This window comes from Streptomyces sp. NPDC012510 (assembly GCF_042955065.1).
Lineage (GTDB): Bacteria > Actinomycetota > Actinomycetes > Streptomycetales > Streptomycetaceae > Streptomyces.
The window spans coordinates 17,543-44,442 of sequence record NZ_JBIBEN010000029.1 but is presented as its reverse complement, the minus strand read 5'-3'; the positions used below and the strand labels follow the sequence as shown (position 1 = coordinate 44,442).

Sequence of the window (26,900 nt, the reverse complement as noted above, 5' to 3'; positions counted from 1 at the left end):
CGAACTCCTGCTATCGGGGGGCGCGTTGTGACCCGCCGAGCCCAGGGGCGGCCCAGGGCGAGGCGGCGGGCATGAGGGGGAGGGTCAGCCGACGGCGGGGCCGGATGACGTGGACCAGTGACGGGTGCGGAGCACGTGCGTGCTGCCCCTTTCGGCGACATAGTCCGACATATCGAACAGCGTGCGGAATTGCGAACTTCGAATGCGATCGAAAGATAAGTTGCAGCCAGGAGCCCGTCAATGGAACTGACCGGTTCGATTTCCGATTCATCCTATGTCTGTTGGCGCTACGGCGTGCCGGCTCACGCCGCCCCGCTCACCGTGACCGACGCGACCGGCGAGTTCACCGCGAGCGCCTGCAAGCCGGCCGACCGGGCACAGCCGGCCAAGGACACGGGCGCGAAGTGCACCGTGCTGTACGGCTACGACGACAACCGCTTCCTCAAGGGCGCTGAGTACGTGGCCAAGTGGTGCCTGGGCGGAAATGTGCCGTACACGCCCTACGCCCAGGTGGACCGTCGGCCGGGGATCCAGACCCCCACCAAGGTCGCCCCCGCCGACCCGGCGCAGATGCGGCCGGTCTGGGCCATGGTCGCCAACCACTACACCAAGCGGCGTGGACTGTCCGCCACGTACCTCACGCAGATCGCCGCCAGGGCCGCGCCCGAGGGCGGTGGCGGGGACTACGGGCCCAACAGCGGCGGGTTCGACCAGCTCGGCTTCGGGACGCTGGCGTTCACCCGGGACAAGGCGACGGACACCAAGGCCACCCCGAAGCCCGCCGGTTCCGCCCCGCCCTCGGGCGCCGCCTCCGACCCGCGGCCCCAGACGGCAACCACCTCACCGGCCTCCGCTTCCGCCTCCCCCACCGCGGGGGGCGACCTGGCCGCGACCGGCTCCGGCGAGATCGTCGGGTGGACGGCCGCCGCGGGCGTCACCGCCGTCGCCGGCGGACTGCTGCTCCTGCGCCGCCGCGACCGGGGGCGCCACGGGGCGTCGTAGCCATGCCACGGGGCGCTTGCCAAGCGCCTCCCGAGTTTTTCAGGGCAGACACCCCGGCCAGGATCCACGGAACTCCGCCGGTCAACCCCGGCGCCGGCAAGGAGGCGCCGTATCCGAACGCGATCAGCGCGGGACCGGCCACGGCCGGCCGCCGCTGCACCGCGGCGCCGGAGGCCAGGGCGGGCGTCTGCGGAGAGGCCCGCCAGCTGGGCTTCGGTCATATCGGATCACTTATGCTGACCCGGACAAAGGCGATGTCGTCACGGAGGCTTGGCGCCATGGGGTTGGATCTGAACCTGCTGGTGCCCTTGGACGCCCTGCTGCAGGAGCGCAGTGTGACGCGGGCCGCCCAGCGGCTCGGTCTGAGCCAGCCCACCGTCAGTGCCGCACTGGCCCGGCTGCGCCGCCACTTCGGCGACGAGCTGCTCACCCGTGTGGGCAACCAGTACGAACTCACCCCGCTGGCCGAGCGCGTGGCCACGCACGCCAAGCGGACCCTCGACTCGGCCAACCGGGTCTTCGGCACCCGCTCCGACTTCGATCCCGCCATCGCCGAGCGCGAGTTCACCCTGATCGTGACCGACGTCCAGCTCGCCACCTTCGGGCGCGTCCTGACCGCCCTGGTGCACGACGCGGCGCCCGGGGTGAAGTTGCGGTTCCAGCACAACAGCCCGCATCTCGTCCGCGGCGCCCAGGAGCACCTGCGCACCGTCGACGGCATGGTGCTGCCGCAGGGCCTGCTGGCGAACGTCCCCGGCGTTGATCTGTACGAGGACCGCTGGGTGTGCGTCATGGCGCAAGACACCGTCACCTCCGCGCCGCCGACTCCGGAGGAACTCGCCACCCGCCCCTGGATACTGCCCTATTACCTCCCGTCGTGCGGCTTCTCGCCCCTGCACGGGCTGCAAGCCCACGGCATCGAACCGCGGGTCGAGGTCGCCATCGAGAACTTCCTCACCGTGCCGTACCTGATCGCCGGAACCAACCGGGTCGGCGTGGTCCCCGAAAGCGCCACCCGCCTGTTTTCCCCCGACAGCGGCACGGTCGTGGTCGAACTGCCCTTCGGCGGAGGGCGGTTGCTGTATTCCCTGTGGTGGCATCCCCTGCATGAAGTGGACCCCGCGCACCTCTGGTTGCGCAGGACCGCGGCCGAGGCCGGTCGGATGGTTGCCGCGAGCACGGCGCGGACCGTACCCACCGGCACACCACACAGCTGATCACGCCCTCGGAAGACGGGCCTCCCCGGCGGTATTGATCCCATCTATTTCCGTCATCGGCGATTTCGCGTTCCCAAAGCACACAGTCGCGGCCAGAGTTGATCTCGCCCAGAAACGACTGAGCTCGTCACCCCCACCTTTCGGTTTCTCGGAGTTCGACAGTGATACCCAGCGCGTTGCAGGCGCTACGGGCAGGACGTGTCTCACCCTCGAAGGCGTCGGCCTGCGCCAGGACGCCGGACGAGGTCGTGAGGCGAGGCACCTTCGCCGGCCTCACGGAGGACATGGTGCCCGGCGCCGGGCCCGGCACCATGCCGGTTCTTCCGGCCGTCGTCGCGCGCAGGGCGGTCATGGCGGACGCCATCACCAAGATCATCGCCTCGGCGTCCGGGTCGTTCGCGGAACCCAACGCCGGCATCGGCTCCGACAAACCTCACGGTGACCACCCCCACCACCACCCCCACACCCCGAACCCCTTCGCCGAGTTGGGCGTGTCGAACCGTGACGTAACGCGGTCCGCGCCCAGCGAGGCAACCGACGTGGTCGGCCGGGCCGGACACCAGGGCTTCCTGCGCCCCGGCTCCGACACCGACCTCCTCGTGCTCGGCAGCTCCCCGGCCGACGCCGCGTCCGCCGTCACCGACATCCGTGCGGTGTACCGGGCAGGCCACCGGGCCCGCTGAGCCAACCCCCTCCCGCAGCACCGAAGAGAGAGCACACGCAACTGATGCGTACGTACAAGACACCCCAACTCGTCGCCGCCGCAATGGCAGTCGTGCTGAGCGCGCCCGGCGTGGCCGCCGCCTGCCCGTGGAACGGCGGCGACAACACCACGTACTACATCTCGATCGGCGACTCGATAGCCGCCGGCTACCAGCCGGACGTGAACCGGGACACGGACGCCGCCTACTCCGACCAGCTCTACGCCCAGCTCAAGCAGAACCAGCCGGGACTGAAGCACATCCGCCTCGGCTGCGACAGCGAGACCACCACATCACTGCTCAAGGGCGGCACCTGCTCCTACCCGAACGCCCAGTCCCAGCTGGACGCCGCCGTCAAGGCCCTCACCAAGCACGGCGACCGCGTCAGCTACGTCACCGTCGACATCGGCGCCAACGACATCCTGCAGTGTGTCGACAAGACCACCGGCGCATTCGACCAGGCCTGCGTCAACCGCGCCACCCAGACCATCCCCCAGAACCTCGCCCAGATCACCCAGGCACTGCGCGCGGCGGCGGCCCCGAAGACCAAGCTCGCGGGCATGACGTACTACAACCCGTTCCTGGGGCAGTGGCTGCGCGGCCAGGGTGGGCAGGAGGCCGCCAAGGCCTCGGTCTCCCTGGTGAACGCCGAGAACGCGGCCCTGTCGCAGGTGTACTCCGCCGCCGGCTTCAAGATCGCCGACGTGGCCGGAGCCTTCGGCTCGAACGACTTCACCCCCGTCGATGTGCCCGGTCAGGGCCAGGTTCCCGCGAACGTGGCCAAGGTCTGCCAGCTGACCTGGGCCTGCACCAAGCAGGACCCCCACCCGAACGCCTCCGGCCACACGCTGATCGCCGGCACCTTCGCGGCGGTCCTGCGGCAGGGTTAGGCGTCCCAGCCGTGACGGCCGGGAGGCATGTGCCCAGTGGTTCCTCGTCCACCGGGCATCGCCCTCGGACCCCGGCTGCCTTGCGACGGCCAACCGGCGTGAGGGCTGGTGCGGCGCCGACGGACGACAGGAGTTCGGCGTACAGCGGGAAGGACGTCGGCCGCGCGCCGTATTCCTGGAGTCGCCTGGCCTCCTTGGTGGAGAGCCGCACCGGCGGAGGTGGCCAAGGGCCGCCGACCACATGCGCACCGAGCTGGTGACCTGCCACATCAGCCCGATCACCTGCGAACAGCGGTCAGTTACGCCGGCCGCTGTTCGCATGGCAAACGGTGTCCCACCGGGGCGGCTGCTTGCCAATCCTTGATCAGATGTTCGATCAAGGATTGGCAAGGCTCACGGCGTCCGGCCGCGGACGCCGACAAGTCTGCTGAGTGTGACCGCCCCGCTGCCGAAGGTGCGGCGGCTGCCCTTCGCTCCGCGCGGACAGCACGTGGACATCAGCGGCCGTGACTTCGTACAGCCCGCCGATCAGCGGCCACCTGGCACCGCCACCTGGTTCGACCGGCTGCCGGTGTCCGTGAACACCCGGCTGGACTGGGTACTGCGGCTGCGCCCGCTCGGCCTGATGGCGGCCTTCGCCGCCGGGTACGCGTGGGACGGTGCCGACACCACCGTACGCAGGCTGCGTGCCCGACGGCGTCCCGGCGGCTCCTCGCGGACCGCCACCTCCCACCCCCGGGAGGACGAGTGGTGAGCACGGCGACGAAGGCGGGCGGACTCGCCGTGTACCTGAGCCTGAACAGGCCTTTGCGACCTCAGGCCATGGCCAGGACGGCCGAGACCAGGGCCCGCAGGCAGACGCGCTCGGCTTTCTCGTCCGGCAGGGAGAGGTGCTGCATCGTCAGTCCGTCGAAGCCGGCCAGGAAGAATCTCGCGATCGTCTCAGCGGGCTGGCCGAGCTGGTGACCGGTGCGTTCGGCGGCCTGTTCGACCAGCGCCGTCGTCACCGCCAGGACCTCGCTGTAGTGGCTCTGAAGAGCCTCCTTCAGGTGTGGCGTACGCATGGCGAACATGCTCAGCTCGGTGAGCAGCTGGTGCGAGGCGGGCTGTTCGAGCACGGTACGCCAGAGTGCTTCGGCGAGCGTGACGATGGTTTCCTCGAAGCTCGCGTCCGTGGGCGCGGCCTGTGTCACCTGGGCGATCAGGTCGTGCGTGACCTGTTCCATGACGGCCCGGTACAGCTCCTCCTTCGTGCCGAAGGTGTAGTGCACGGTCGCCTGTGCCACGCCGAGCTCGGTGGCGATGGCGCGGGTACTGCCGGCGGCGACGCCCTCCCTGGCCATGAGGCCGATGGCCGCCTTGATCAGTTGCGGGCGGCGCTCCGCCGCGGATACATGAGCCATGCCACGATCCTATCCGACTCAGTCTGTCGAACAGGTCGCTTGACAAGATCAACAGAGCCGCCCGCCGGCGGGCGATCCTCGATATCTCGGAACGGAGCAGGCCGTCGAGGCCGGTCATGAGGTGCGCCCACCGGCACACATGGCCGACTCCTGGACGCCGTTCACGAGCATCCGCAGCGGGCCGAGGGCCATGGGCGGAACCCGAAGCCTGTCCTTCCCGGTCAAGTTCCCTCTTCAGGGCCTCGGGCACGTCGTCACGTTCCCCTCAGTCCCTGACCCTTCACCTCAGCCCCTGACCCTTCGCCCCCCTCGCCGGTCCGCCGCGTCCACACGCCCCTTCCCCAAGCGCAGCCGAGGCCCGCGCGGAGCGCCAACGCGGACGAGCCGCCACGCACACACAGCTCCTTCACACGACCATGTCGAACAATCCAGTCAGCCGACATTGTCATGCGACCAAGTCTGTCTGTAGATTGACAGCCATCGCTAGCAAGCCGCGGTCGAAAGGCACGCTCATGTCCCACGCTCCCCTGTCCGAAACCGAGCCGATCCCCGAGCGCCCGGCTCTTCCCCTGATCGGACACGCTCTCGACGTCCCCGGCGGGGCCGAGGGTCTCGCTTATGTCATGAAGGAGGCCAAGGAGCTGGGGCCGCTGTTCAAGCTCCGGATCTTCGGCACCGAGATCAACTTCGTCTCCGGCCTGGATCTCGTCTCCGAACTCGCGGACGAGAGCCGGTTCCGCAAGAACGTCCACCCGGATCTCGTGATCCTCCGCGAGATCGGCGGGGACGGGCTGTTCACGGCCTATGGCGACGAGCCCAACTGGCGCAAGGCGCACGACGTCCTGATGCCGGCGTTCTCCCTGGGCGCGATGCGGGGCTACCACGCGACGATGCTCAACGTCGCCCGGGAGCTGATCGCCAAGTGGGACCGGGCGGCCGGGGAGCTTCCGGTGGACGTGGCCGCCGACATGACCCGGCTGACCTTCGACACGATCGGGCTGTGCGGCTTCGGCTACGACTTCGAGTCCTTCCGCCGCGACGAACCGCATCCCTTCATCACGGCGCTTGCGAGGGCACTGGACTTCGCTCAGGCCAAGGGCGAGTCCATCCCCGGGGCCGAGTTGTTCCAGTGGAAGAAGGCGGAGCAGTTCCGCAACGACGTCACGCTGATGAAGAACCTGGTCGACGATGTGATCAGGCAGCGCAGGGCGGACGGCGACCAGAGCACCGACGACCTGCTGGGCCGGATGCTGCACACCCGCGACGAGGTGACCGGCGAGCCGCTGGACGACGTCAACATCCGCTACCAGGCGATCACCTTCCTCATCGCCGGTCACGAGACCACCAGTGGCCTGCTGTCGTTCGCGCTGTACTACCTGACCAAGCACCCCGAGGTACTGGCCCGCGCCCAGGCGGAAGTGGACGCCCTGTGGGGCGATGCAGCCGACCCCGACCCGCAGTACGCGGACATCGGCAAGCTCACCTACGTCCGCCAGATCCTCAGCGAGAGCCTGCGACTGTGGCCCACGGCGCCGGCGTACGCGGTCGAGCCCCTGACCGACACGGTCATCGGGGACAAGTACGCCGTGCGCCAGGGCGAGTCGCTGATGGTGCTGGTCCCTCAGCTGCACCGGGATCCCGCCTGGGGGGACAACGTCGAGCTGTTCGACCCGGAGCGGTTCTCGGCCGAGCGGGAGACCACACGCCCGGTCCACCTGTTCAAGCCGTTCGGCAACGGCGAACGGGCCTGCATCGGACGCCAGTTCGCGCTGCACGAGGCGACGCTCGTCCTCGCCCTGCTGGTGCACCGGTTCCGCCTGATCGACCACACCGACTACCAGCTCAAGATCAAGCAGTCCCTCACCCTCAAGCCCGACGGCTTCACCCTGAACCTGGCCCGACGCGACAGCGGCGAGCGTCGCCTGCCCACCGCCGCCATCAGCACACCCGCTGAACACGCGCGGCCCGCCGCCCGGCGTGCGGCCGGCACGACACTGACCGTGCTGCACGGTTCCAATCTCGGGACCTGCTCCGGCATCGCCGCCGACCTCGCCGTGGACGGCGACGAGCACGGCTTCGCCACCGCCGTCGCCTCCCTCGACGACGCGGTGGGCGAACTCACCGGCACCGGCGGCCCGGTGGTGATCGTCGCCGCCTCCTACAACGGCAGGCCCACCGACGACGCCGCCCGGTTCGTGTCATGGCTGGACGAGTTGGAGCCCGGCTCGCTCGAGGGCGTCGAGTACGCGGTGCTCGGCGTCGGCGACCGCAACTGGGCCGCCACCTACCAGCGCATCCCGACGCTCATCGACGAGCGGCTTGCCGCCGCCGGTGCGACGCCCCTGCTGGAGCGTGGCGCCGCCGACGCCGCGGGGGACTTCGGCGGCACCGTGGACCGGTGGACCGGCGACCTGTGGGACGCCCTGCTGGAGAGGTACGGGAGCCCGGTGCAGGCCGGCGCCGAACCGACCGGACAGAGTGGTGAAGCCGACGCCGACCAGGGGCTGTACGAGCTTCAGGACGCCACTCAGTCGGTCACCGGCCCGCTCGCGGCACGGCACGGCGTCCAGCCCATGGAGGTGCTGGACGCCTGCGAACTGGTCGACATGGACCACCCGCTCGGCCGCTCCAAGCGCTTCATCCGGCTGCGGTTGCCCGACGGCGTCGCCTACCGCACCGGCGACCACCTCGCGGTGCTCCCGCGCAACCCGGCCGCCCTCGTGCAGCGGGTCGCCGACCGCTTCGGCCTCGACCTGGACCGCACCGTACGGCTGAAAGCACGCCGCCGCAGCCGCAACGCCCTGCCCGTCGACCGCCCGCTGACCCTGCGTCAACTGCTCACGGACTTCGTGGAGCTGCAGGACACCGCGACCCAGGAGCAGGTCGCCGTACTCGCCGAGCACACCGCCTGCCCGCCCGAGCACCGCCCCCTGGCGGAACTCGCCGGGGCAAAGCCCGACGTCTTCCGCGACCAGATCACAGACGCCGGATGCAGCCTCCTTGACCTGCTGGAGCGCTACCGGGCCTGCGAGCTGCCGTTCGAGCACTTCCTGGAACTGCTGCCCGTCCTGCGGCCACGGCACTACTCGATCTCCTCGTCCGCCGAGGCCACGCCCGGTGAGGTGGACCTGATGGTGTCGCTCCTCGCAGCGCCGCACCGCAGCGGCGAGGGCACCTTCCACGGCATCGCCTCCCACTACCTGCAGACCGTCAGCGCGGGCGACACCCTCCAGGCGCGGGTGCTCCCCTGCAGCGAAGCCTTCCGTCTGCCGCAGGACCCGGCCACCCCCGTGATCCTGATCAGCGCGGGCACCGGAGTGGCGCCTTTCCGCGGCGCCGTCCTGGACCGGCTGCACGGCAAGGCGACCGGGACACTGCTGTGCTACTTCGGCTGCGACCACCCGGACGTCGACTTCCTCCACCGCGAGGAACTCCAGGCGGCCGAGGACGCCGGAGCCGTCAGCCTGCGCCCCGTCTTCAGCCACGCCCCCGAGGACGGCGTCCGTTTCGTCCAGGACCGCATCGCCAAGGAGGGCGCCGAGGTCTGGTCGGTCCTGCAGGCCGGAGGACGGGTGTACGTCTGCGGCGACGGGCGCCGCATGGCCCCCGGCGTACGCACAGCGCTCCAGGCCCTCTACCGCGAGCACACCGGAGCCGACGCCGGCGAGGCCGCCGCCTGGCTGACCGCCATGACGGAGTCCGGCACGTACGTCGAGGACGTCTGGGCCGGCTGACCCCGGTCACCACGCACTCTGCACAGCAATGACCAAGGCCTTGCATCCCAAAGCCTTGCCTCAGTGACCAAAGGAAAGATCATGACCGATACGAAGAGCACTGCGGCCGCGGACCACCGCGGGAGCCGCACCACCGATGTCGTGGTGATCGGCGCGGGGCTGGCCGGTCTGACCGCGGCGCGGGAACTCGTCGCGGCCGGCAAGTCCGTGGCCGTCCTGGAGGCCCGGGACCGGGTCGGCGGCCGGCTGCTCAACCACCACCTCGGCGACGGCCAGGTCACGGAGATCGGCGGGCAGTTCGTCGGCCCCACTCAGGACCACATCCTGGCGCTGGCCAAGGAGGTCGGCGTGGACACCTACCAGGCCGCCGTCCCCGGCGAGACCGTCTACGTCAACGACGGCAAGGCCAAGCGGTTCACCGGGCACACCCCGCCGGACCTGTTCGCGCTGCCGGACATGGGCATCGCCCTGGCCCGGATCGGCCAGGCCGCCGCCAAGGTGGACCCCGCCGCCCCCTGGCAGGCCCCGAACGCCCGCGAACTGGACGGCATGACCTACGAGACCTGGCTGCGCAAGGCCGAGATCACCGGCGACGCCGTCGACATGATCAACCTCTTTCTCAACTCCGCCTACGGCGGCGAGGCACGCGACGCCTCCGCCCTGTTCAGCCTCTGGTACGTCTCGACGTTCGGCAACGAGGCCAACCCCGGCACCATGGAACGCGGCACCGGCACCACCGGCGGCGCCCAGGACAGCCGGTTCGTCGGCGGCTCGCAGCTGGTCGCGCAGCGCCTCGCCGAGGAACTCGACGGCCGCGTCCACCTGTCGGCGCCGGTGCGGCGCATCAGCCAGGACTCCACCGGTGTCACCGTGGTCTCCGACGCCGGCGACTGGCGGGCCGACCGGGTGATCGTCGCCGTACCGCCGCTGGTGGCGTCGCGGATCGTGTGGGACCCGCTGCTGCCCGCACAGCAGGACCAGCTCTTCCAGCGGCTGCCGTTCGGCACCCTCATGAAGTGCGTCGCCGTCTACGACAGGCCCTTCTGGCGGGAGGACGGACTGTCCGGCATGGGCCTGCTGCGCGGCGGCTCCCCGCTCCGCGAGATGTTCGACAACACCCCGCACGGCGGCGGTCCTGGCGTGCTCATGGGCTTCCTCGGCGGCAGGGAGTGGCGCAAGTGGGCCCACCGTCCGGCCGCCGAGCGCCGCGGCGCCGTCCTGCGCTGCTTCGCCCAGGTCGTCGGGGACCGCGCCTTCGACACCGTCGACTACGTCGAGCAGGACTGGACCGCCGAGCAGTGGACCCAGGGCGGCCCCACCTCCGTCGCCGCCCCCGGCGTGCTCAGCGACTTCGGCCAGTGGATGGGCCGCCCCCACGGCCGGGTCCACTGGGCGGGCGCCGAGTTCTCCCCGTACTGGAACGGCTACATGGACGGCGCGGTCCGCTCCGGCCGGACGACGGCCACCGAACTCCTCCACCAGATCTGAGCGCAAGAAACATCAGAGAGGAAAGCCCGCGATGAGCAAGTACGTGGTCACCGAGACCGCCGTCATCGACGCCCCCCTCGGGCGAGTGTGGGACGTCATCTCCCGCACCGACCGGTACGCCGAGTGGGTGGCCGGAGCCATCGAGGTCACCGACCACCACGGCGTCGCCACCGTCGGCAAGACGTACTCCGAGCGCAACCGCACCCTCGGCCCCTTCAAGACCGACTCGGTCTGGACCGTCAGGGAGATCGAGCCCCTCAAGCGCCGCGTCGACACCGGCACCGGGTTCGCCCCGCTCCAGGACGTCACCAACACCTTCGAGTTCCGCCCGGTCCAGAGTGCCGACGGCCGCGAGGCGACGGAGATGCTCTACCAGGTCGAGTACACCATCGCCCTCGGCGCACTGGGCCTGCTCCTCGACTCCGTACAGCAGCCCGCGATGCGCGCCGGCATGCGCACGTCCATGGCCAATCTCACCACCCTGATCCGATCGGAGGACTCGGGCACCGGTCGCCGGTGACGCCGGTCAGCGGTCGCCCACCGCTTGTGGGGCCGGGTCTCGGTGACCCTGGCCGCCCTCACTCCCCTTCCCGGAGATCCATCCCCTTCTCAGACAACCGAGGTTCGCATCATGTCCACCACCATGCTGGCCGGACGCCTCCACCTGGACACCCGCACCTTCGCGGTCGAAGAGGTACCCGTTCCCGTCCCCGGTCCCGGAGAGGTTCTGATCGAGGTCAGGGCCGCCGGAGTGTGTCTGTCCGACGTCCATCTGATCGACGGCAGCCTCACCCCTGCCTTTCCTGTCGAGGCGGTCACCGGTTCGGGCGCGGTCACGCTCGGCCACGAGGTCGCGGGCGTCATCCACGCCCTGGGCCCCGGCCTGTTGGGCGACTGGGCCCCCGGTATGCGCGTCGCCCTGCAGGCCGGCCAGGCGTGCGGAGCGTGCGCCGACTGCATGCGCCGCTCCCCCTGTCGGCGGCCGCTCACGCGCGGCGTCGACTACGACGGCGGCTGGGCCGAGTACGCCGTCGCCCGGGAGGACACCCTCGCTCCCATCCCCGACCACCTGCCCTTCGACCAGGCCGCCATCATCCCCGACGCGGTCTCCACCCCGTATGCCGCGATCATCGAGACCGGGGCGGTCCGGCCGGCGCAGTGCGTCGGCGTCTGGGGTGCCGGCGGTCTGGGCGCCCACGGCATCCGGCTCGCCCGCCTGGCCGGCGCCGCGCCCGTCATCGCCGTCGACCCGCTGCCCGAGGCCCGCGAACGGGCCCTCGTTTTCGGCGCCGACCTCGCACTCGACCCCACCGACCCGGGATTCGCCGAAGCCGTCGGCCGGGCCACCGGCGGCCGCGGCCTCGACATCGCCTTCGATTTCGCGGGTTTCCCGGCGGTCCGCGAGCAGGCTGCCGCGCTCCTGGGCGCCGGCGGTGTCCTCGTCCTGGCCGGGCTCACCCCGGAACCGCTCACCATCACCGACAGCACGTCCTTCAGCTACCGCGGCAACCAGGTCCGCGGTCACTACGGCTCCGGACCCGAACACGTGACCCAGCTCATCCGACTGGCCGCCGCCGGCAGGCTCGACCTGGCGCCTTCCATCACCGATCACATCCCCCTGGCCGAGGCGGCCGACGCCGTCACCCGGCTGGAGAAGAAAACCGGCAACCCGATCCGCCTCGTCCTCACCCCATGAACCATCGACGACCCCGGAAGTCGGCCTGCCCGCCTTCCGTGCCTGCCCCGCAGGGCCTCCAGGTCGCCGGCGGTGGAGGCGGATACTGGCGGCGGACCACGTCGGCCGGTGCCGTGGGGGTCGCGAAGTCGGTGTGCTCGCCCGCCGTGGCATGTGTCGCGTCGCCGCTGCACCGCCGGTCAGTCTGACCAGGGCCTTCCGGCCGACAACTGCATCCTCAGGGTTCGGCAACTCGTCAGCGCCAAGAAGGACTCACGGCGACTCCGATCAGACGGCGTGCCCATAGCGTGCCCGTAAGAGCGGCCCATCACGGTCAACAGGGTGCGATCCGGCACGTCCGGATGCCAAGCCGGAAGACATACGCCCAGGTCAGGGTCATCCGGCGATGCAAACGCCGTCGCTTCCCAAGCTGAGAGCGCGAGTTCGGTTCTTGTCACCCGCTTCCATGATGAAACCCCAGGTCCCGACCTGGGGTTTGTCGGCTGTCCAGTTCGACTTCAGGGGGAGTGCCCTCCGCGTGATCCAAGAGGGCTACTGCCCGTCGGCGACGACGTCCCAGTGCTCGATGATCTTTCCGTCGACCACGCGGAAGAGGTCCACGACGACGTAGTCGGAGCTGTAGACCCACACCAGGTCCCCGTCGGCGAGCGTCTTGCCGAACCGGGTCCCGCCGCCTGCGGTACCGCTGGGCGAGGGGGTGCCCTGTGCGTTCTGCTCGAAGAACCGCTTCAGCGGGGCCGTCCCGTTCGGGGCGATCGGGTTGTGCTGGTAGTAGCGGGGATCCCAGCTCTTGTCGATCACGCTCGCGTCACCGTCGGAGAGCTTGCGGTACGCCTCGACCGCGAACTTCCGGTTTTTCTCCTCCTGTTCCTCGGACAGGGTCGGTTCCCCGTTCGGGTACCGGTACACGTCGCTGAACAGCGAGTTCCCGCTGGCCGTCTTCTTCGGCACGGTCTGCGTGATGCCCCAGTGCTCGACCAGCTTGCCGTTGTCGACCCGGAACAGGTCGGTCTTGGCCTCGCCCGTCGCCTCGTTCTTCGGGGTGGCCGACGCGTGCCAGTGCACCGCCACCAGGTCACCGTCGGCGGCCACGTGCTTGACGGTCGCCACCGCACCGGGAATCTCCGCCTTGACGTCCTCGAACTGCTTGACCTGCCCGTCGGCCCCGCCGGGCACCGACTTGTCGTGCTGCACGTAGTCGGAGCCGACGAGCTCCTTCACCACGTCGGTCTTGTCCTTGTTGAACGCCTCCGAGTACAGGCGCAGAACGAGCTCCTTGTTCCGCTCCTCGGAGGCCGACGACGAGCGGGCCGCGGCGGACGTCGTCGACGGGGCGGCCGGGCCGGTGCCGGCCCCGTTGCTGCAAGCGGTCGCGAAGGTCGCCGAGCAGGCCACCGCAACGAGCCAGGGCAGAGTCTTCCGGTATCTCACTCGAGTCTCCTATGTACGGTCAGTTCGGTTCTACTTGCCGGGTTCCACCAGGGGGTGCCGGTGGCGCGGACCGTTTTGGTGCCGCAGTGCACCTCGCCGCCGACCCCGCGCCGGCGCCGGACGCTGACCGGGGCAGCCTGCGAAGCCGCCCTCGTACATCGCCGGGATTTGCACGATCTCGGCATCCGTGACGCCGGTCTCGCGCTTCAGCAGCGCCAGGTTCTCCTTGATCTTCCGGCCGCGAAGGCGTTGTCCCTGAGCAACTGCCGGTCGGACAGGGCCTGGTCGATCGTGGGGAGGCGGCCGTCGGCGTAGGAGCGGGGGATGGAGAACACCTTCGTGTGGCCGTGCCCCGTCGCGCTGGGCCTTGCGCAGCAGGGCGAGCCCGCCCTCGGGTCGGCGATGCCGATCTTCCAGCCGCGCGGTGTGTCGGCGGACAGGAACTGCACGAACTCGTCCACGTGGCCGATGGCGAGCCAGCCGGTGTCGAGCACCAGCGGGTCCGGGCCTGCCCGCGACATCGGAATCCCCGGTGACATCGACCGTGCCGTCCCGGTTCACATGGGCACGAGTGTCCGCCCGTACGGCCCCCGCGCCGACAGCGGGGGCCGCCGGCACAGTGCCGGAGACGACCGCCAGGGTGATCGCCAACGCTGTCGCGGTCCTGGCCCTCAGTTCGTTCATTCGCGTACCCCTCATCGGCGGTGACCCGCACCGCCATCCCATCTCGACCCCATGAGGCATTCACTCCGCCGGCCAGTGGGACCGCCCCCGCCGACAGGCGGGCCTCCGGTCATCCGAAAGTTGCAGCCCCGACGGGCGGCGGAGATCCTTCCAGGCCATGGCCTCGCCGCTGCCGGACGGCAGGGAGCGGAGCCTGCGGCAGTCCGTGAACCGGTCCACCGTGGCGCGCGGAATCGATGCGTCGTCAGGTCGGCCGTGTGCAGGCCGTAAAAGATTCCCGGCTCGCGGCAACCTTGTGAGGAGCCTGTGACCACAAGGGGTCAGATCCGGTCACTGCGGTGCCCGGATTCGCCTTCCTCTGGTGAACGGTATGCAAGGAGAACGTTTCCCCATGAACAACCCCACGAGCGGCGGGCGCCGCGGGCGGCACCGCCGCCGCTGGACCGCCACCGGTCTGCTGCTCGGTGTGCCCGCCATCGTCGTGCCGTACCTCCTGTTCGTGCAGGAGGACTCGCAGGCCGCGACGGTCGACGGCAACGCCTACTACCAGCTGGTCTCCGTGCGCAGCGGCAAGGTGATGGACGTCAACGCCTTCTCCACCGCCGACGGCACCCGCATCCAGCAGTGGACCGACCAGAACACCGCCAACCAGGAGTGGAGACTGAAGCCCACCGGGGACGGCTACTACGAGCTGGTGAACCGCAACAGCGGCAAGGTGCTTGGCATAGCGGGCAGTTCGACCGCTCAGGGGGCCGCCGCGGAACAGCAGACCGACACCTCCTCCGCCTCCCAGGAGTGGCGGATCAGCGATGTGAGCGGTTCCGACGCCGTCACCTTCACCTCCCGCAGGAGCGGCCAGGTCCTGGATGTCTCCGGGGGCTCCACGGCCCAGGGCGCGGCGGTCATCCAGTATCCCGACAAGGGCGGCAGCAACCAGCAGTGGAAGCTGGTGAAGACCGGCGTGGCCCAGGCGTCCGGGACCAGCAGTGCGCAGACCGCGGCCTCTGCCGCGGCGGGACCGTACGTGTGGAAGAACGCCCAGGTCGTGGGCGGCGGTTACGTCACCGGTCTGGTGTTCAACCAGAAGGAGAAGGGCCTGCTGTACGCGCGCACCGACATGGGCGGCGCCTACCGCTGGGACACCGCGGCCGAGCAGTGGATCCCGCTGACCGACTGGATCGGCGAGAAGGACTGGAACCTTCTGGGCATCGACTCGGTGGCCACCGACCCCGTCGACCCCAAGCGGCTCTACCTCGGGGCGGGCACCTACACCAACGACTGGGCGGGCAACGGCGCGATCCTGCGCTCCACCGACCGGGGCCGCACCTTCAAGCGCACCGATCTGCCCTTCAAGCTGGGCGCCAACGAGGACGGCCGCGGCGCGGGCGAACGGCTCGTGGTCGACACCGCGGACAACGGCACCCTGCTGCTGGGAACCCGCAAGAACGGCCTGTGGCGCAGCACCGACCACGGTGTGACATGGCGTCAGGTCTCTTCGTTCCCCGTCAAGGACGGCGCGAGCAGCGGCGCGGGCATCTCCTTCGTGACGTACGGCCCCGCCGGCAGCAAGACGATCTACGTCGGCGTCAACGACAAGTCCACCTCCCTGTACCGCTCCACCGACGGCGGCGGCACCTGGCAGGCCGTCTCCGGGCAGCCCACCGGCCAGCTGCCACAGCACGGCGTCCTCTCCGGTGACGGCTCGCTGTACCTGACGTACACCAACAACCTCGGACCCAACGGCGTGACGGCGGGCTCGGTCTGGAAGTACACGCCGGGCAGCGGGGCATGGAAGAACATCTCCCCGTCCCAGGGCAGCTACGGGTTCTCCGGTCTGGCCGTCGACCCGCGCAAGCCCTCCACGGTGATGGTCACCACCCTCGGCCGCTGGTACCCCGAGGACGAGATCTACCGCAGCACCGACGGCGGCACGACCTGGAAGGCACTGGCCGGCAAGTCGAAGCGCAGCGCCTCCGCCGCTCCCTACGTCGGCACCCACACCGGCCACTGGATGACCGCCCTGGCCATCGATCCCTTCAACTCCGGGCACGTGCTGTACGGCACCGGCAACGGCATCCTGCGCAGCAAGAACGCAGGCGCCTCCGACAGCGGCGGCACCAGCCACTGGAGCATGGGCGCCCGAGGGCTGGAGGAGACCGCGCTGTTGGACGCGATCGCCCCGCCCGGCGGCGCCGCCGTCATCACCTCCATGGGCGACCAGGGCGGCTTCCGGCACGACTCCCTGACCAAGGTGCCCTCCGGGCGGCTGAAGAACCCGATGATGACCAACAGCACCGACATCGACTTCGCCCAGTCCAAGCCCACGATGATGGTCCGCGTCGGCCGTGGCGGCGCGCAGGACGGCGCCTACTCCACCGACGGCGGCAGCAACTGGACCGGCTTCAAGGCAGAGCCGGTGGCCGATGCCCAGGACGGCCATGTCGCGCTCTCGGCGGACGGCTCCACCATCGTCTGGACGCAGGCCGGCCAGTCCCCGTACCGCTCGACCGACAAGGGGGCGAGCTGGTCGAAGGTCAGCGGCCTTGGCACCGGCGCCGTGGTGGTCGCCGACCGCTCGTCGGCCAAGACCTTCTACTCGCTGTCCGGCGGCACGCTCTACGCCAGCACCGACGGGGGCGCGACCTTCACCGCCCGCGCCAAGGGCCTGCCCGACGGCCGGCTCAAGGCCGTCCCCGGCATCGCCGGTGACCTGTGGATCTCCGGCTACGGCAAGGGGCTGCTGCACTCCACCGACGGCGGCCGCACCTTCACCACGCTCAAGACGGTGCAGTCCGCCTCCGCCCTCGGCTTCGGCAAGGCCAAGCCGGGCACCGGCTACCAGGCCCTGTACCTGATCGGTACCGTCAAGGACGTCACCGGAGTCTTCCGCTCCACCGACAGGGGCGCCAGCTGGCTCCGCGTCAACGACAAGGCCCACCAGTGGGGCGCCATCGGCAGCGTCGGCGTCATCACCGGTGACCCCGACACCTACGGCCGCGTCTATGTCGGCACCAACGGACGCGGCCTCCAGTACGGCGACCCGTCCTGACTCCGACGCCCGAGCGGGGCCGCAGGCACAACGGCCCGCGGCCCCGCCATGGCCGAGGAACCTCGGCGTGGTCGCCGAACCCGTCGGCTGTCAGTTCTCTGACCAGCGCCTCCGAGGCACGCAAGCACGCGCTGAAACCAGGCACCGGCCAGGCGCTCCAGGCACCGCACCGCACCGCTCACGGGCCCCGGCCCATGGGGAGGGTGCAGACCCACCCCGGTTCGAGGTCGGCCGACCTCTGCGTGGAGGATGGCGGGATGATGGCCGGCATGCGCATCCGCATCGACGCCGTCGACCTGCCCGGCCTCACATGTCCGGCCCCGGCCGGCGCCAAAGTCCCTACGTACGGCAACATCCACGTCGCCGTGCAACGCCGCGACCGTCCGGCCGAACTCCTCGAGCCACAGCCCGGCGACGCTCCGTCCGCGACCTGGACCCTGGAGTGCACCACGAGCGTCTCGCCGACCGGCATCGAGGTCAAAGGCCCTTACCTGCAGGACCGTCTGGGCCGACGCTTCATCTACCTGTCGTGGGGCACGGTCGACGGGTCGGGCATCTTCACCATGTTCCGCCGCGCCAAGCTCATGCTCGACGTCATCCCTGCCGACGTACTCGCCGCCGCCGCACGCGAGGGACTGCTGGTCGGACGCCTCGGCCTGACCGACGCGCAGGGCGGGCCCCTGTGCGCACGAGTCCAGCCCCCGCACATCACCTGGACCGCCGAACGCGTCGGCCGGGCCTAGGGAGGGGGAGTCACGGTTGCCCGAACCGTCACACGGCATCATGCAGGCGTGATCACCATCCATCTGAAGTATGAGATCGACGCCGAGAAGCTTGCGGATTTCGAGGAATACGGCCGCCGCTGGGTCCGGCTCGTCAACCGTTTCGGCGGGACGCACCACGGCTACTTCCTGCCGAGTGAGGGCGACAGCGACATCGCCTACGCTCTCTTCTCCTTTCCGAGCCTGGCCACGTACGAGCAGTACCGCACGGACAGCATGTCCGACCCGGAGTGCCAGGAAGCGTTCGAGCTGGCTCGGGAGACCCGCTGCATCAAACGGTACGAGCGCCGCTTCCTCCGGCCGCTCGACGGCCTGGACGGACCGGACGGCCCGGATCGCCTGGACGGCCCGGATGGCCCGGACGGCCTGTCCTAGGTCGGCGGGAGGGGCGTGGTGCGATCCCGCTGCGCGGCTGTGCGCAGCGCCGCGATGACGGCCGTGGTCGTCGGGTTCGGGGTCTTGGTGTGGCGCGTCGCGGCGAACAGCAGGCGCAGGATCGGGCGATCCTCGATACGCGCCGTGCGGATTCCGGGGGTGGCCGGGTCGATGGCCGTCCGGGGGACCAGCGCGGTGGCGAGGCCGGCCCGTGCGAGGGCGAGTTGGGCGGCGATGTCGGCGGTGACGTAGCGCGTCGTGGGTGTGAAGCCGGCCTGGTGGCAGGCGTGCGGGACAACCTGTCCCGCAGTCCGTGGTCGGCGGTGGCCCCGCCACTTTCTGGGTCACGCCCTCCGTGCCCACGCGATCAGCGTCCCTACCACCACCTCGTCCCGCCCCTTCCCCGCACTTCCGTGCCGCCGCACCAGCGCACCCCGCCGTCGGCAACAACATTCCTGCAGTGAGCCGGGAACCTCCGGACGCCCGGCGGCGTTCGTGTCACTGAGGGCCGGAGAAGCCGAGCAGTCGGCTCACAGTGCCCAACTGCTGGTTCGGTACCACGACTTGGCCGGGGGGCAAGAGGCGTGCAGCAGCATCGCGCACACCCCACGCGCCCTGCCGCCGTCGTGCTCTCCGCGCTGCTCGCGGTCCTGACCTTCCTCCTGCCGGTGTCGGCCAAGTCGGCGCCGGCGTTCCGCCCGTCCTCGACGGGCACGGCCACGACGGGCACGGCCTCGACGGGCACGGCCGCGTCGGTAAGGGCGAACGCTCAGGCGTCCGCGACCGCCGACGCCCAGCGACCCGTCGTCGTGGCGCACCCCGTGCTCGGCCACGCCGACGCCGTGCCGTACCCGTTCCACGGCTTCCTGGGCCCGGGCACCGGGGACGCGGCTCCGCACCGCGCTGTCGGCGGCCCTGCTGTGGCCGTGGCGGCCGCGGCCGCGGGAGCCGGCCGGGGCTCCCACGCGTATCGCCCGCGGGGCCCGCCGTCCCGATGGAGCACCGAAGTCCGTATCGACGCCTGACCGTTCGCCTCCGCGCCCGGGGCAGACGTCGACTCCGTCTGCCTGCCCATCGTGGAGAACCCATGTCTCGCGCGCCCATGTGGCGAGCGATCGTCGCCCTAGGTGTGATCGCCGCCTCGCTCTTCTTCGCTCTCACCCAGTCCGCCCGCCTCGGCCTCGACCTGCGCGGCGGCACCCAGATCGTCCTGGAGACCAGGGACTCACCCGTCGTCGAGGCCGATGCCGAATCGACCCAGCGGGCCCTGGAAGTGCTCCGCCAGCGGGTCGACGCGCTCGGCGTGTCCGAGCCGAGCCTGTACCGGTCCGGACAGCAGCGGATCTTCGTCGAGCTGCCCGGCGTCCAGGACCCGCGCGAGGCCGCCGAAGTCATCGGTCGTACCGCGCAGTTGACCGTCCACCCAGTACAGGGGGTGACGGAGAAACAGGATGAGAAGAACAGGGGGAAGCCGACCGAGGACGGCTCACGCATCCTCGCCGACCCCGACCGGAAGGGGGCGTTCCTCAAGCTCGGGCCCACCGCCCTCACCGGGGAGGGCGTCAAGGACGCCGAGGCGGTGCTCGACCAGCGGACGACGTCGGGCTGGACGGTCAACCTCACCTTCCGTGGGCAGGCGGGCAAGGACTGGGCACGGGTCACCGGGGCGGCGGCCTGTGCCCCGCAGGGCGCCCCCGAGCGGCGCGTCGCCATCGTCCTGGACGGCAAGGTCCTCTCGGCGCCCGGTGTCGACGCGGAGGTGGCGTGCGAGGTCGGCATCTCCGGCGGCTCCACGCAGATCACCGGCGGCTTCGGCCGGGACGAGGCCCGCGAGCTGGCCGCGCTCGTCAAGGGCGGTGCGCTGCCGGTGCCCGTCGACGTCGTGGAGCAGCGCACCGTCGGCCCCACGCTCGGTGCCGACGCCATCGCCGCCAGCACCCAGGCCGCGGTCATCGGGATCGCCCTGACGGGGCTGTTCATCCTCGTCGTCTACCGGCTGCTCGGCGCCCTGGCCACCCTCGCGCTCGCGCTGTACGGGCTGATCTCCTACGCCGCACTGGTCGCCCTGGGCGCGACCCTCACACTGCCCGGACTCGCCGGTTTCGTCCTGGCGATCGGCATGGCGGTGGACGCGAACGTGCTCGTCTTCGAGCGTGCCCGGGAGGAGTATCTGGGAGCCCGCGCCCTGAAGTCGGCCTCGGCGCACCTCGATAAGCCGCTGCGCACCGGGTTCTCCAAGACCTGGAGCGCGGTCGTCGACTCGAACGTGACCACGCTGCTCGCGGCCGGGCTGCTCTTCTTCTTCGCCACCGGACCCGTCAAGGGCTTCGGCGTCACGCTTTCCATCGGTGTCCTCGTCTCGATGATCTCGGCCCTGGTGATCACCCGGGTCCTCGCCGACTTCGCGATCCGGCGCCGCTTCGTGCGCGACCGGCCCGGCCTGACCGGGATCACCTCCACCGGCCGGGTGCGTTCCTGGCTCGCGCGCCGCGAACCCCGTCTGGTGCACCACCGGCGCCGTTGGCTCGGCGTCAGCGCGCTGCTGGTCGTGGTCGCCGTCGCCGGAATCGGCCTGCGCGGCCTGGACTTCGGGGTGGAGTTCACCGGCGGGCGCCTGGTGGAGTACAGCACCAGCAGGCCCGTGGACGTGGACGTGGCGCGCACGGCGGTCACGGACGCGGGGTTCCCGCGCGCGGTGGTGCAGGAGTCGGGGGACGGGGACATCTCGGTTCGCACCGGTGAGCTGAGCAACGACCAGCAGCACACGATCAGGACGGCGCTGGCGAAGGAGGGCGGCGAGGTCACCGTCGAGCGGGACGAGCTGATCGGCCCGAGTCTCGGCGACGAGCTGCGCCGGCACGCGCTCATCGCGCTCGGCATCGCCGTCGCGGCCCAGCTGATCTACCTCAGCGTGCGGTTCCGGTGGACGTTCGCCGTCGCGGCGGTGTCGGCCATGGTGCACGACGTGCTGCTGGTGGTGGGCCTGTTCGCCTGGCTCGGCAAGCCCGTCGACAGCGTCTTCCTGGCAGCCCTGCTCACGGTCATCGGGTACTCCGTGAACGACACCGTCGTCGTCTTCGACCGGGTGCGCGAGGCGCGCCGCCGCGACCCGGCGGCGGACCTGGAGACCACGGCGAACAAGGCCGTCATCCAGACGCTGCCGCGCACGGTGAACACCGGTATGGGCGCGCTGTTCATCCTGGCGGCCCTGGCCGTGCTGGGCGGTGACTCGCTCGCGGACTTCTCCGTGGCGCTGATCGCCGGCGTGGTGATCGGTATGGCGTCGACGGTGTTCACCGCCGTACCGATCGCCGTGCAGCTCGAGGGCAGCCGCCCGGCGCCGCCGGCGCGCCCCGAGCGCCCCGAGCGCGGCGAGGGTAGCGGGGACAGCGGGGACAGCGGGGCGCGCGGTCCGCTGGAGCGACGCGGGCGGGCGCGGGGTTCAGGCGCTGTGGTGTGAGGACGCGCGGAGGCTCGCGAGGATGACGCGCCCTCGCCGTCTCCGCCCTCGCCGTCTCCGTCTCCGCCCTCGCCGTCTCCGCCCTCGCCGTTCCGGTTGGCCGGGCGCGTCCCCGCCCGGCCGCCTGGTCATCGCGGTGCGCCGCGCGAGGCGGTCGTACGGGGGTCCGCCGGTGCGCCGTCAGCTCAGGTGTTGCAGGTGCGGGAGCAGCCGTTTCGCCGTGGTGGCGCCATAGGTGGCTTCGATACGAGGCAGCAGTTCCGCGGGGCGTGGGTCGTACTGCTGGGGGCCCACGGATTCCAGTGCCGCGGTGGCCAGGGCGCAGCCCAGCGGTACAGCCTCGTGAACGGTCAGGCCCCAGGTGGTACAAGCGAGGAAGCCGGCCCGGAACGCGTCGCCGCCCCCGGTCGGATCGACGGTCGTCGCCGCGGGCACCGCCGGGAACTCGACGGCCCCGGCCGGTCGCCCGGACTCGACCCGTACTCCGGCTGCGCCGCGCGTGGTGAGCCAGGTGCCGACCCGCTCCAAGACCTCCCGCCGGGACCAGCCGGTGCGCTCCAGCAGGAGTGCGGCCTCGTACTCGTTGGTGAACAACCACCGTGCCCCGGAGACGAGTTCACGTACCTCATCCCGACTCAGGCGGGCGAGCTGCTGGGAGGGGTCGGCCGCGAACGGTGTGCCCGCCGTCCGGCACTGGGCCGTGTGCCGCAGCATCGCCCCGGGGTCGTTCGGGGAGACGAGGACCAGCTCGACGCCGCCCGGCCGGGCCAGCACAGGCATGAGGTCGATGAGGGAGGCCTCGGCCATCGCTCCCGCGTAGAAGGAGGCGATCTGGTTCTGGTCCGCATCCGTCGTGCACATGAACCTCGCGGTCTGCAGACTGGAGCCCCGGACGTGCTCGGTGTCGACCCCGTGTCCCTCGAGCCACACCTCGTACGCGTCGAAGTCGTCTCCGACGGCCCCGATCAGCAGGGGCTTCAGGCCCAGGCGGCCGAGCCCGAAGGCGATGTTCGCGGCCACTCCCCCGTGTCGGATCTCGAGGTCGTCGACGAGGAAGGACAGGGAGACGTGGTCCAGCTGACCGGGGAGCAGTTGGTCGGTGAACCGTCCCGGGAACGTCGCCAGATGATCGGTGGCGATGGAGCCCGTGACGGCGAGCCGTGGGCCGTCGCCGGCCACGGCCCCGCCGGCCGGGGCCGCATGCCGGTGCGTCCTGTCAGCCGACTGGGATGGCATGTGCACTCCTCGTGCTCTGAGGGCTCGGAAGGGGGCCGTACGTGTTCTGCGTGCTCTGTTCGTCGCGGAGTCCGAGCACTCTGTCGTGGACGTCGAGCACGGCCGTCGGGCGGTTCAGAGTGATGTAGTGCAGCCCGGGGGCGCCCTCGGTCAGCAGGCGTTGGGCCATGGCGGTCGCGTGCTCGACACCGATGCGGTGGCCCTCGGCGGGCCGGTCCCGGGCGGCTTCGAGCCGGTGCGCCAGGTCGTCGGGGAAGGACGCGCCGCTGAGTTCGGCGAAACGGCGGATCTGGCGGACGTCCGTGGCCGGCATGATCTCGGGGATGACCGGGATGTCGCAGCCCGCGGCCCACACCCGGTCGCGCAGCCGCAGATAGTGCTCCACGTCGAAGAACATCTGGGTGATCGCGTAGTCCGCGCCCGCCCGGCACTTGGCGACGAAGTGGCGGATGTCGCTGTCCCAGTCGGGCGACCGGGGGTGCTTCTCCGGGAAGGCCGCGACCCCGATGCCGAACACACCGGACTCCTTGACCAGGGAGACCAGTTCGTGGGCGTGGCGGAAGCCCGACGGGTGCGGGGTCCAGGGCGCGTTCGGACCGCCGGGCGGGTCGCCGCGCAACACCAGTACATCGCGCACCCCCGCGTCCGCGTAGCTGCCGATGATGTGCCGCAGCTCGGCCACCGAGTGCCCCACCGCGGTCAGGTGCGCGACCGGCCGCAGGGTGGTCTCGGCCGCGATCCGCCCGGTCACCTCGATGGTGCGCTCTCGCGAGGAACCCCCGGCGCCGTACGTCACGGAGACGAAGGCGGGCGACAGGGACTCCACGCGGCGGATCGTGTGCCACAGGGCACGGTCGCCGGTGTCGGTCTTCGGGGGAAAGAACTCGAAGGAGAAGGACGGATCCGTCCCGGGGATCACCGGCCGCCGGCTCGTCTTCGTGGTCATGGCCGCCCTGTTCCGTCAGCCGGTCACGTGCCGGCGCAGCGCGTCCGCGCGGTCGGTGCGCTCCCAGGTGAAGTCGGGGAGTTCACGGCCGAAGTGGCCGTACGCGGCGGTCTGGCCGTAGATCGGGCGGAGCAGGTCGAGGTCGCGGATGATGGCGGCCGGGCGGAGGTCGAAGACCTCGGTGATGGCCTTCTGAATCGCCTCCTGGGAGTACGGGGCGGTGCCGAAGGTCTCGACGAACAGGCCGACGGGCTCGGCCTTGCCGATCGCGTACGCCACCTGGACCTCGCAACGGGCGGCCAGGCCCGCGGCGACGACGTTCTTGGCGACCCAGCGCATCGCGTACGCCGCGGAGCGGTCGACCTTGGACGGGTCCTTGCCGGAGAAGGCACCGCCGCCGTGCCGGGCCATACCGCCGTACGTGTCGATGATGATCTTGCGGCCGGTGAGGCCGGCGTCGCCCATCGGGCCGCCGATCTCGAAGCGGCCGGTCGGGTTGACCAGCAGACGGTAGCCCTCGGTGTCCAGCTTGATGCCGTCGTCAAGGAGGGCCTTCAGCTCCGGCTCCACCACGAACTCGCGGATGTCGGGCGCCAGGAGCGACTCCAGGTCGATGTCGCTCGCGTGCTGCGAGGAGACGACGACCGTGTCCAGGCGGACCGCCTTGTCACCGTCGTACTCGATGGTGACCTGGGTCTTGCCGTCGGGACGCAGGTAGGGGACGGTGCCGTTCTTGCGGACCTCGGACAGGCGCTTCGACAGGCGGTGCGCCAGGAAGATCGGCAGCGGCATCAGCGTCGGCGTCTCGTCCGACGCGTAACCGAACATCAGACCCTGGTCGCCGGCGCCCTGCCGGTCCAGCTCGTCCGCCTCTCCACCCGCTGCAGCACCCTCGACCCGGGACTCGTAGGCCGCGTCCACGCCCTGCGCGATGTCCGGGGACTGGGCGCCGATCGACACCGACACACCGCAGGAGGCGCCGTCGAAGCCCTTCTTCGACGAGTCGTAGCCGATGTCCAGGATGGTGTCGCGCACCAACTGGGCAATCGGCGCGTACGCCTTGGTCGTGACCTCTCCGGCCACATGCACCAGGCCGGTCGTGATCAGCGTCTCCACTGCGACACGGGAGGTCGGGTCCTCGCGCAGGAGTGCGTCGAGGATGGCATCGCTGATCTGGTCAGCGATCTTGTCGGGGTGGCCCTCGGTCACGGACTCCGAGGTGAACAGGCGACGGGACATGACACTCCTTCGACAGCTGGGGTGAAAGGGGCGACTCGGGCCGTGCGGCCAGGTCCGCCGATGTGCGCGATGCGCGGGGCGCGGGGTGCGGGGCGCGGGAGGGACGCCCGGGCGTGCGGCGGAACCTCACACACCGGTCGTGGCACGGGAGTCGGGCGGCGGTCCCACGGGCGACGGCTCGGTCTCCGCCACGGGTGCACGGCCGAACGGTAGGTCCGCCGGTTCGTCGGAGAGCAGGGCGACCGCGTGCGCCACCGACGCCAGCGTGGCGTGACGGTTCCAGCCGTCGTAGGAACGACCTGTGAAGTCACGTATGCCGAGACGTGCGGTGATGCGCTCGGTGGAGTCGTCGACGCGGCGCGGGAGGGCGGTCAGGGACAGCAGGGTGCCGGGGTCGGCGTCGAGCATGTTGGTGAGCCACACCTCGTCGGGGCGCTGCCCGGTGTCCGTCCGCGTGCGGAGCAGCAGCAGGTCGTGCCGGCCGTCCGGCCCGTCGGCCCGGTCGGAGTCGTACGGCGAGCGGACCCGGACGGCCGCGACCAGGCTGCGCGTCGGCTCCTCGCCACCGGGCACCGTTCCCGACGCCCGCTCCCGCTCTTCCGGCCAGGCGTGCCGGTAGCCCCCGCCAGGACCCCCGGCATCCACCGGCCCGGCATCCACCGGCCCGTGCGGTCCCTCCGCCGCCGCCAGGATCCGGTGTGTGGACAGAGGGCTCGTGCCGTGGCCGGGCAGGGCGGGGTCGACAACCGTGAGGGGCAGACCGCGATAAGCCCGGACCAGGAACGGCACCTTGACCGAGCACAGCCGGTGGACTGCCGTGACGGTGTCGATGCCGCACACGTCCATCACCACCGGCAACCGCCCTCGCAGGTCGGCCGGCAGGTCGAGGTAGGCCGCGACGGCGCACTCCACCGGGGTCTCGGGCGTGCGGGCGACGGGGATCGATGCCCGGGCCCGCCGTGCCTCGTCCTGGAGCCACTCGGGCGGCAGCAGCAGGCGCCAGGTGAGCGGGTAGCACACCGTGGTGGAGGCGGCCCACAGGCCCACGGCGTACTGGGCGTTGAGCATCTGGCCACGCCCGGCGAAGAAGCGTTTGTGCACTCCGACGGTGCTCTCCCCCTCCCTCCGTGTGACCAGGGTCCGCAGCACCCACCCTCGCGGCGGCGCCACCGGCATCAGCGCGTCGGCCGACGCGCGGGACACGGGTGTCCAGTCCCAGGTGGAGCAGCTGATGAAGTGGTGCAGCCGCTGTTCGAGCCTGGGGCCCCCGAGGGAAACCGCCATGTTCCGGAACGACTTGCGGCCCGGGGTTGTCAACAGGCCCCGTACGTAGGTCAGGGCCATACTGCGCTGGTCACTGCGCGGCAGCGAGGCGAAGAGCGTGGTTCCCAGGTCGGTGAGCAACTCCTCGTGGCCGGACATGGCCCCCCCTTGGTCACTCCGAGATGTTCGCGGGACGTGGTCTGGTGGCGCGGGAACGGCACGGCCGTGCGTGCTCCCCTCCCTACGCGTACGGAGCGGAACCCGCGTACGCGACGGAGGAGAGCACGCACGGTCACGGACCGGC

At 70.8% G+C, this 26,900-nt stretch carries 21 protein-coding genes and 1 pseudogene; 14 read left to right on the top strand and 8 right to left on the bottom strand.

Annotation, left to right across the window (positions count from 1 at the left end):
- Window positions 1–240 precede the first annotated feature (240 nt).
- The 5 genes from ACFY9I_RS37025 to ACFY9I_RS37005 all read left to right on the top strand — a co-directional run bounded on the left by ACFY9I_RS37025 (window position 241) and on the right by ACFY9I_RS37005 (window position 4,564).
- The gene (locus tag ACFY9I_RS37025; protein WP_391010242.1) at window positions 241–1,002 is read left to right on the top strand and encodes an LPXTG cell wall anchor domain-containing protein; all 762 of its coding nucleotides are present in this window, start codon (window positions 241–243) and stop codon (window positions 1,000–1,002) included.
- 278 nt (window positions 1,003–1,280) lie between these two features.
- Window positions 1,281–2,219, top strand: a complete 939-nt coding sequence (locus tag ACFY9I_RS37020; RefSeq protein ID WP_391010239.1) for a LysR family transcriptional regulator — start codon at window positions 1,281–1,283, stop codon at window positions 2,217–2,219.
- Window positions 2,220–2,467: 248 nt separating this feature from the next.
- A complete protein-coding gene (locus tag ACFY9I_RS37015) occupies window positions 2,468–2,902 on the top strand; it encodes a hypothetical protein (protein ID WP_391010236.1) in 435 nt (144 codons plus the stop codon).
- A gap of 44 nt (window positions 2,903–2,946) precedes the next feature.
- Window positions 2,947–3,810, top strand: a complete 864-nt coding sequence (locus tag ACFY9I_RS37010) for a GDSL-type esterase/lipase family protein (RefSeq protein ID WP_391010233.1) — start codon at window positions 2,947–2,949, stop codon at window positions 3,808–3,810.
- Window positions 3,811–4,243: 433 nt separating this feature from the next.
- Complete coding sequence (locus tag ACFY9I_RS37005; RefSeq protein ID WP_391010230.1) at window positions 4,244–4,564, top strand: hypothetical protein; 321 nt, start codon at window positions 4,244–4,246, stop codon at window positions 4,562–4,564.
- A gap of 61 nt (window positions 4,565–4,625) precedes the next feature.
- Here the strand turns inward: ACFY9I_RS37005 and ACFY9I_RS37000 are convergent, their stop codons facing one another.
- Entirely contained in the window at window positions 4,626–5,213 is a 588-nt protein-coding gene (locus ACFY9I_RS37000) for a TetR family transcriptional regulator (protein ID WP_391010227.1), read from the bottom strand.
- 512 nt (window positions 5,214–5,725) lie between these two features.
- Between ACFY9I_RS37000 and ACFY9I_RS36995 the strand changes: the two genes are divergently transcribed.
- From ACFY9I_RS36995 to ACFY9I_RS36980, 4 genes are all read left to right on the top strand, one after another.
- Window positions 5,726–8,947 carry a cytochrome P450 gene (locus ACFY9I_RS36995; protein ID WP_391010225.1) on the top strand — a complete coding sequence of 1,074 codons (3,222 nt, stop codon included), beginning with the start codon at window positions 5,726–5,728 and terminating at the stop codon, window positions 8,945–8,947.
- 81 nt (window positions 8,948–9,028) lie between these two features.
- Window positions 9,029–10,435 (top strand): FAD-dependent oxidoreductase, encoded by a 1,407-nt coding sequence (locus ACFY9I_RS36990; RefSeq protein WP_391010222.1) that lies wholly within the window; start codon window positions 9,029–9,031, stop codon window positions 10,433–10,435.
- Between the two features lie 31 nt (window positions 10,436–10,466).
- Window positions 10,467–10,955 carry an SRPBCC family protein gene (locus tag ACFY9I_RS36985; RefSeq protein ID WP_391010219.1) on the top strand — a complete coding sequence of 163 codons (489 nt, stop codon included), beginning with the start codon at window positions 10,467–10,469 and terminating at the stop codon, window positions 10,953–10,955.
- Between the two features lie 111 nt (window positions 10,956–11,066).
- The gene (locus tag ACFY9I_RS36980; RefSeq protein ID WP_391010217.1) at window positions 11,067–12,131 is read left to right on the top strand and encodes an alcohol dehydrogenase catalytic domain-containing protein; all 1,065 of its coding nucleotides are present in this window, start codon (window positions 11,067–11,069) and stop codon (window positions 12,129–12,131) included.
- A gap of 531 nt (window positions 12,132–12,662) precedes the next feature.
- Here the strand turns inward: ACFY9I_RS36980 and ACFY9I_RS36975 are convergent.
- Window positions 12,663–13,562, bottom strand: a complete 900-nt coding sequence (locus ACFY9I_RS36975) for an ester cyclase (protein ID WP_391010214.1) — start codon at window positions 13,560–13,562, stop codon at window positions 12,663–12,665.
- Window positions 13,563–13,768: 206 nt separating this feature from the next.
- Entirely contained in the window at window positions 13,769–14,083 is a 315-nt protein-coding gene (locus tag ACFY9I_RS36970) for a protein-arginine deiminase family protein (RefSeq protein ID WP_391010211.1), read from the bottom strand.
- Between the two features lie 554 nt (window positions 14,084–14,637).
- Here ACFY9I_RS36970 and ACFY9I_RS36965 point away from each other — a divergent pair.
- The 3 genes from ACFY9I_RS36965 (at window position 14,638) to ACFY9I_RS36955 (ending at window position 18,452) form a co-directional block, all read left to right on the top strand.
- Window positions 14,638–17,295, top strand: coding sequence for an RICIN domain-containing protein (locus ACFY9I_RS36965; RefSeq protein ID WP_391010208.1), 2,658 nt, complete (start codon window positions 14,638–14,640; stop codon window positions 17,293–17,295).
- A gap of 269 nt (window positions 17,296–17,564) precedes the next feature.
- Entirely contained in the window at window positions 17,565–18,038 is a 474-nt protein-coding gene (locus ACFY9I_RS36960) for a DUF5990 family protein (RefSeq protein WP_391010205.1), read from the top strand.
- A 48-nt stretch (window positions 18,039–18,086) separates the two neighbouring features.
- Window positions 18,087–18,452, top strand: a complete 366-nt coding sequence (locus ACFY9I_RS36955; protein WP_391010202.1) for an NIPSNAP family protein — start codon at window positions 18,087–18,089, stop codon at window positions 18,450–18,452.
- On the opposite strand, the pseudogene ACFY9I_RS36950 reads toward ACFY9I_RS36955, so the two are convergent.
- A pseudogene (locus ACFY9I_RS36950) lies at window positions 18,449–18,748 on the bottom strand (LysR substrate-binding domain-containing protein); the annotation flags it as partial. The gene ACFY9I_RS36955 and the pseudogene ACFY9I_RS36950 sit on opposite strands and share 4 nt — an antisense overlap.
- A 288-nt stretch (window positions 18,749–19,036) precedes the next feature.
- Between ACFY9I_RS36950 and ACFY9I_RS36945 the strand changes: the two are divergent.
- Together ACFY9I_RS36945 and secD are read left to right on the top strand one after the other, a co-directional pair.
- On the top strand, window positions 19,037–19,477 hold the full coding sequence (locus tag ACFY9I_RS36945) for a hypothetical protein (RefSeq protein WP_391010200.1): 441 nt from the start codon (window positions 19,037–19,039) through the stop codon (window positions 19,475–19,477).
- 62 nt (window positions 19,478–19,539) lie between these two features.
- Complete coding sequence (gene secD / locus ACFY9I_RS36940) at window positions 19,540–21,912, top strand: protein translocase subunit SecD (RefSeq protein WP_391010197.1); 2,373 nt, start codon at window positions 19,540–19,542, stop codon at window positions 21,910–21,912.
- 180 nt (window positions 21,913–22,092) lie between these two features.
- Here the strand turns inward: secD and ACFY9I_RS36935 are convergent, their stop codons facing one another.
- From ACFY9I_RS36935 to ACFY9I_RS36920, 4 genes are all read right to left on the bottom strand, one after another.
- Entirely contained in the window at window positions 22,093–23,148 is a 1,056-nt protein-coding gene (locus tag ACFY9I_RS36935; protein ID WP_391010194.1) for a PfkB family carbohydrate kinase, read from the bottom strand.
- On the bottom strand, window positions 23,129–24,094 hold the full coding sequence (gene metF, locus ACFY9I_RS36930; protein WP_391010191.1) for a methylenetetrahydrofolate reductase [NAD(P)H]: 966 nt from the start codon (window positions 24,092–24,094) through the stop codon (window positions 23,129–23,131). Before metF ends, ACFY9I_RS36935 begins: the two co-directional genes overlap by 20 nt.
- A 15-nt stretch (window positions 24,095–24,109) precedes the next feature.
- Window positions 24,110–25,333, bottom strand: coding sequence for a methionine adenosyltransferase (gene metK / locus ACFY9I_RS36925; protein ID WP_391010188.1), 1,224 nt, complete (start codon window positions 25,331–25,333; stop codon window positions 24,110–24,112).
- A 126-nt stretch (window positions 25,334–25,459) separates the two neighbouring features.
- Complete coding sequence (locus tag ACFY9I_RS36920) at window positions 25,460–26,755, bottom strand: transposase (RefSeq protein WP_391010185.1); 1,296 nt, start codon at window positions 26,753–26,755, stop codon at window positions 25,460–25,462.
- Window positions 26,756–26,900 lie beyond the last annotated feature (145 nt).